Genomic DNA, 4,427 nt, shown 5'->3' on the forward strand with positions numbered 1-4,427 from the left:
GACGTAATGTTTAATAAAATGCCGTTGTGGCGGAATAGGCAGACGCGCTGGACTCAAAATCCAGTTCCCGCAAGGGAGTGTGGGTTCGACCCCCACCGACGGCATTTCAAAATGAAACGTCCGGTAACGGGCTTTTTATTTTGAATAAGAGAATATCGGGACGTAGCTCAGCTTGGTAGAGCACCTGGTTTGGGACCAGGGGGTCGCAGGTTCGAATCCTGTCGTCCCGATTGTAAAAAGACTCAGGAATATTTGTTCCTGGGTCTTTTTTTATCAGACAAGTGTTAGAATAATGCTATTAGACTTTTGAAAAAGAGGTATTGTGACATGGCAAATGAACCAATTACAAATGAATCCTATCAACAATTACTCGTTGATTTAGGTGTTGGTGGACCTCAAGTTGGTGAAAAGAGCTTTAACTTGGCCGATGGGTTTCAAGTAAAGGACGAAGCTGGTCAAGAAGAGACCTATACGTACTGGGATGTCATTCGCCGCGCTGATGATACTTATTGGTCACCACTTAAGGGGGATCGTAAGACCTTGTATGACATTACTGGTTATACAATCTTAGCTAAATCAACCCAAGAGTGGCTATCGATTGCTGATTGGTTTGCGTTGGAAGGTATCTAGGAGGGCAGTATGGCAGCAACAATGTTACGGCGAGCACTCTATGGTTTCGCAATGGGTGATGCGTTTGGTGTGCCGTATGAATTTAAGGCTCGTGATACGTACGAGGTTAAGTCAGAGATGGTTGGCTACCAAACCCATTTTCAACCGGCGGGTACCTGGATCGACGATACGAGTTTAACACTGGCAACTATTAATGCACTGTTTGAACCATACGAATTAGTTAACGTTATGGATAACTTTGTGTCTTATTTGGATGATGCTGCATTCACGCCGTATCAAGATGTGTTTGATGTTGGCATCGGCACGCGCGAAGCTATCTTAACGTACAAGGAAACGCATGAAGTGATCCCTTTTAAAGCGGATGATGACATGAACAACGGTAACGGTGCATTAATGCGGATTTGGCCAGTTGCCTTTTATGATTTTACAGCTGACTTGACGTTAGAGGATGTTATCGATCAGCTCACGGGTTTGACACATGGACACCGGCGCGCACGATTAGCCTCTCGCTTTTTTGTGTATCTTTTGCGGATGATGCCAAGAGTAAAAAACATTGAACGGGCGTTAGAGATGGCCATTCGGCGTTCAAATCGCACCGCAATGGAAACGGCAACCTTAGAAACTGAAGATTTGGGCTGGTTAGCTGTAACCGATAGCCAATCTGCACAGGATGTGATAGCAACTATTAAGCGTTGGCCGCGTACTGAAGTGCCAAGTACTGGTTACGTCGTAGATACGTTAAAAGCCGTGTTGTGGACGTTATTACACACGACGAGTTATCAAGAAGCCGTTATGATGGCAGCGGGATTGGGTGAGGATACCGATACAATTGCCGCGTTAGTTGGTGTGATTGCCAGTTTCGCCTATGATGAATTCCCAGAAACATGGTTTGATGCATTAGGTGCTAAAGATAAAATTGAACGCGAACTGATTTTGGCAGATGAATCAGGTAAATTTGCTTAATGAAGTTTAAATAAATATGGCATAAAAAGACGCCAGCAGGATGCTAAAAATCATCTCTGCTGGCGCCTTTTTTATAATTGACAATGCGCTATTTACGTTTGATTAGTTTCAAAACAAGGGCAATACTACTGAGCACACCCCCTAACAAGCTCAGCCAAAGCCCTATGGTTAACCCAGGTGTCTGATAAGTGAGTACAAGGTGATTTTGTCCGGCTTTCAGTGGTATACCGATGAAACCATCGTTTATCTTCACAAGGTGGCGGCCATTTGCTGACCAACCAGTTGAATATGGAATTGTTGTCGCTAACATACGAGGTGACTGCACACGAATTGTGGTGAGCACTTGATTGCGCTTAAAACGCAATTTAGGGGCTGTTCTTTGGATTTGACGGGCAACCCGACTAAAGCGTTTATCAGTTGGTATCCCAACAATACGCACATCAAATGAGTAGTCACCATCACGACTAAAAGTTAACGGGATAAATTGTTCGTTTTTATAATCAGTTGCTTGCCCCAAATTCAACGTTACCGCGGTCTGAGGATTGTAGAATGACAAATTTGTTTGGCCAGTCTGACTGAATGAGACGTCATGATCATTATAATTGGCTGTTAGTTTGTAGCCAGCGTATTCCGTACCGATTGTATCCAAATGATGCTGTGTCCAGTTCCACGTAAATGCTTTGGGATTATAGCGGATATTAGGGCTACTCTGCATGTTGCGGGCGTTTTGGGTTGCTAAATACTGATACGCTGCCAAAGCATTTTGTTGGCGCTGACCAAACGTAGCTGGGGTATAACGTAGGTTACTAATTTCGAGATGTAGCTCGGTACCACGTAACTGTTTGTTGGCCATTAAGAAAATGCCATCAGGTAACAGGGACGCGTGCGTCTTATAGTGGTAATGCAAACTCGTTTGCCCAGATTTGGTTTGATCAGTTCGGATTACGCCAGAGACGATTTGTTTGGCAAAGGCAGAAGATTGACCCGCTCGCATGCCTGGCACAACCACGCTATCTGCGAGAGTAGCCTCCTTTTCAGTGGCAGTCATTGGGCCGTAGTCTTTGGCAGCCACAGTATATTTAGGTAAATATACAAGCGGATAACTGTCTGACGAAGTGAATGCGGTCTGATGATTAACGCTCACATTGGCATTTTGTTCGTACGAATTTGGGGTCATAGTCGAGCTGTTCTGATAGCGTGTTTTGACGCCCAAAACATTCATGAGAATGTTACGATTATCCAAATTACTAGTGATGTCGTTAGGGCTACTACCAGCGATTTGCAAGCGTTGCATCATGGTATTAACCGCCTTATTTTGGACAGACCAGTAACTTTCAATGTTATTAGTCTGACTGAGGATGGGCAAGTTCGTAGTTGGGGCAATCCCAGTTGCGTTGCCTAATTGATTGTCGATGTAAACCCGACTGAAAGAGGGGTTAGCGGTATTTTCGGGCAAGTAGTCACGCTGTCCATGTAGCAGTTTGTTAATGCTCCGCTCACTAAGCATGTCAGAGGTCGCCGGATTCGTATTATTGGTATGATTACGATTTGTAATAAATGTGACGTTTAGCAGCACGACAGCGATCAGCAGTGCCTTTAAGCCAGGCTGGGTAGGATGATGTTGCAAAGACCAGATTAACAGCAGGCTAATCGCGTACAGCGCAATCATCGGACTAAAGCGCGAGTTGAGACTAAAATCACTCATGATAAATAGCGATAAACTGGCGATGACACCAACGATGGCGAACCAGGTATAGTCGCGCAGTGTCAAACGACGCAAGTGCTGCAAAAAGTGAATCATCATTAAGTTAACAGGTAACGAAATCATGAATAACCACCGATTTGATGGCGATGAAAAGCCATTTAATATGCCAGCAAAGGCAGGGAGGAGCAATCCAACGCCGGCTAAAATGAATACCCAGTTAAACGTCTTGTATTCATGCCAATGGCGCAAAACATAGATGACTGCAAAAACGGCTAAGGCGCTGAAACCACCCGTTACCCAAAAATCTGGTGTCGCAAAGTTAGCGATTAAGTTGCCGGGGAGCCCGAAATAATAATAAGCTGGGTACAGTATGAGGCCGTTGGCTAGTGTTTTACCGCTACGTGCTGAATCCAGGACACTAATGAGGCTCGGAAGCAAAAGGACCATTGGCATTAAAGTCCCAATGCCTGTTGCCACCAATAAACGCAAATGTTGTGTCCAATTAAACCAGCTTCGGGTTGCATATAGGTAACCAAGCCAGAACAGCAGTGCGCCTAACGCCATCATGAAGGCAAAATAAAAGTTATTCCACAGTGTCCAAGTCACGATAATAGTGAACAAAAAGGTTTTATGGGTTACTAATAACCGGTTGAGCGACCAAATAAGGAGGGGAAAGATAATCAACGGGTTCAAAAAGAATGGGTGTTCAAATGCGGCAAATGCCGTGTAACCAAAAAAGATATATGAAAATGTAGCGGGGATCAAGGACCAATGGGGAGCTCGTGGTATAAATTGACGGGCAACAAATAAAAAGCTGAGGCCAGCAAGAAAAAGCCGAACGATAACGCTGCAATTGTAGTAAGCCAAGACGTGATCTTGACTGACAAAAGCTACGCCGTACGTAAAAATATCACCCAAAGTGTAATAAGAAAAAGTTTGTAAATAATCGGCGCCGAGGCCTAACCGCCACTGCCACTGGGCTGGCCAAATATGGTCAAACAGCAGTTGACGTAAAGTGACACGCCAGTCAACCAAGGCGGGAAAATGTTGGGCAATGCCGTCACTTTGCCAGATTAATGAGGTGCCTGTTACAAAATAGGGCACGAAAACAGCAGCAGCGACCAATAAA

Annotated in this window: 3 protein-coding genes and 2 tRNA genes; 4 read left to right on the forward strand and 1 reads right to left on the reverse strand. The window is 44.7% G+C overall.

Going from position 1 to position 4,427, the window contains the following annotated elements; translation table 11 throughout:
* The first annotated feature begins 20 nt into the window (after positions 1-20).
* From WEIDD23_RS10700 to WEIDD23_RS10715, 4 genes are all read left to right on the forward strand, one after another.
* A tRNA-Leu gene (locus WEIDD23_RS10700) sits at positions 21-104 on the forward strand.
* A 52-nt stretch (positions 105-156) separates the two neighbouring features.
* Positions 157-230 (forward strand) — tRNA-Pro (locus WEIDD23_RS10705).
* A gap of 97 nt (positions 231-327) precedes the next feature.
* On the forward strand, positions 328-630 hold the full coding sequence (locus tag WEIDD23_RS10710) for a hypothetical protein (protein ID WP_010368840.1): 303 nt from the start codon (positions 328-330) through the stop codon (positions 628-630).
* 9 nt (positions 631-639) lie between these two features.
* Positions 640-1,593, forward strand: coding sequence for an ADP-ribosylglycohydrolase family protein (locus tag WEIDD23_RS10715; RefSeq protein WP_010368843.1), 954 nt, complete (start codon positions 640-642; stop codon positions 1,591-1,593).
* 88 nt (positions 1,594-1,681) lie between these two features.
* On the opposite strand, the gene WEIDD23_RS10720 is transcribed toward WEIDD23_RS10715, so the two are convergent.
* Positions 1,682-4,427 (reverse strand): YfhO family protein (locus WEIDD23_RS10720; protein WP_062359033.1); only part of this gene is annotated, 2,746 nt, incomplete at its 5' end.

The sequence above is a fragment of the Weissella sp. DD23 genome, from assembly GCF_001579105.1.
In the GTDB taxonomy this organism is placed as follows: domain Bacteria; phylum Bacillota; class Bacilli; order Lactobacillales; family Lactobacillaceae; genus Weissella; species Weissella cibaria.

Bases quoted from the DNA above. Each gene is read 5' to 3' on its own strand.
- WEIDD23_RS10715 (WP_010368843.1), top strand. From the start codon at position 640: ATGGCAGCAACAATGTTACGGCGAGCACTCTATGGTTTCGCAATGGGT.
- WEIDD23_RS10710 (WP_010368840.1), top strand. From the start codon at position 328: ATGGCAAATGAACCAATTACAAATGAATCCTATCAACAATTACTCGTT.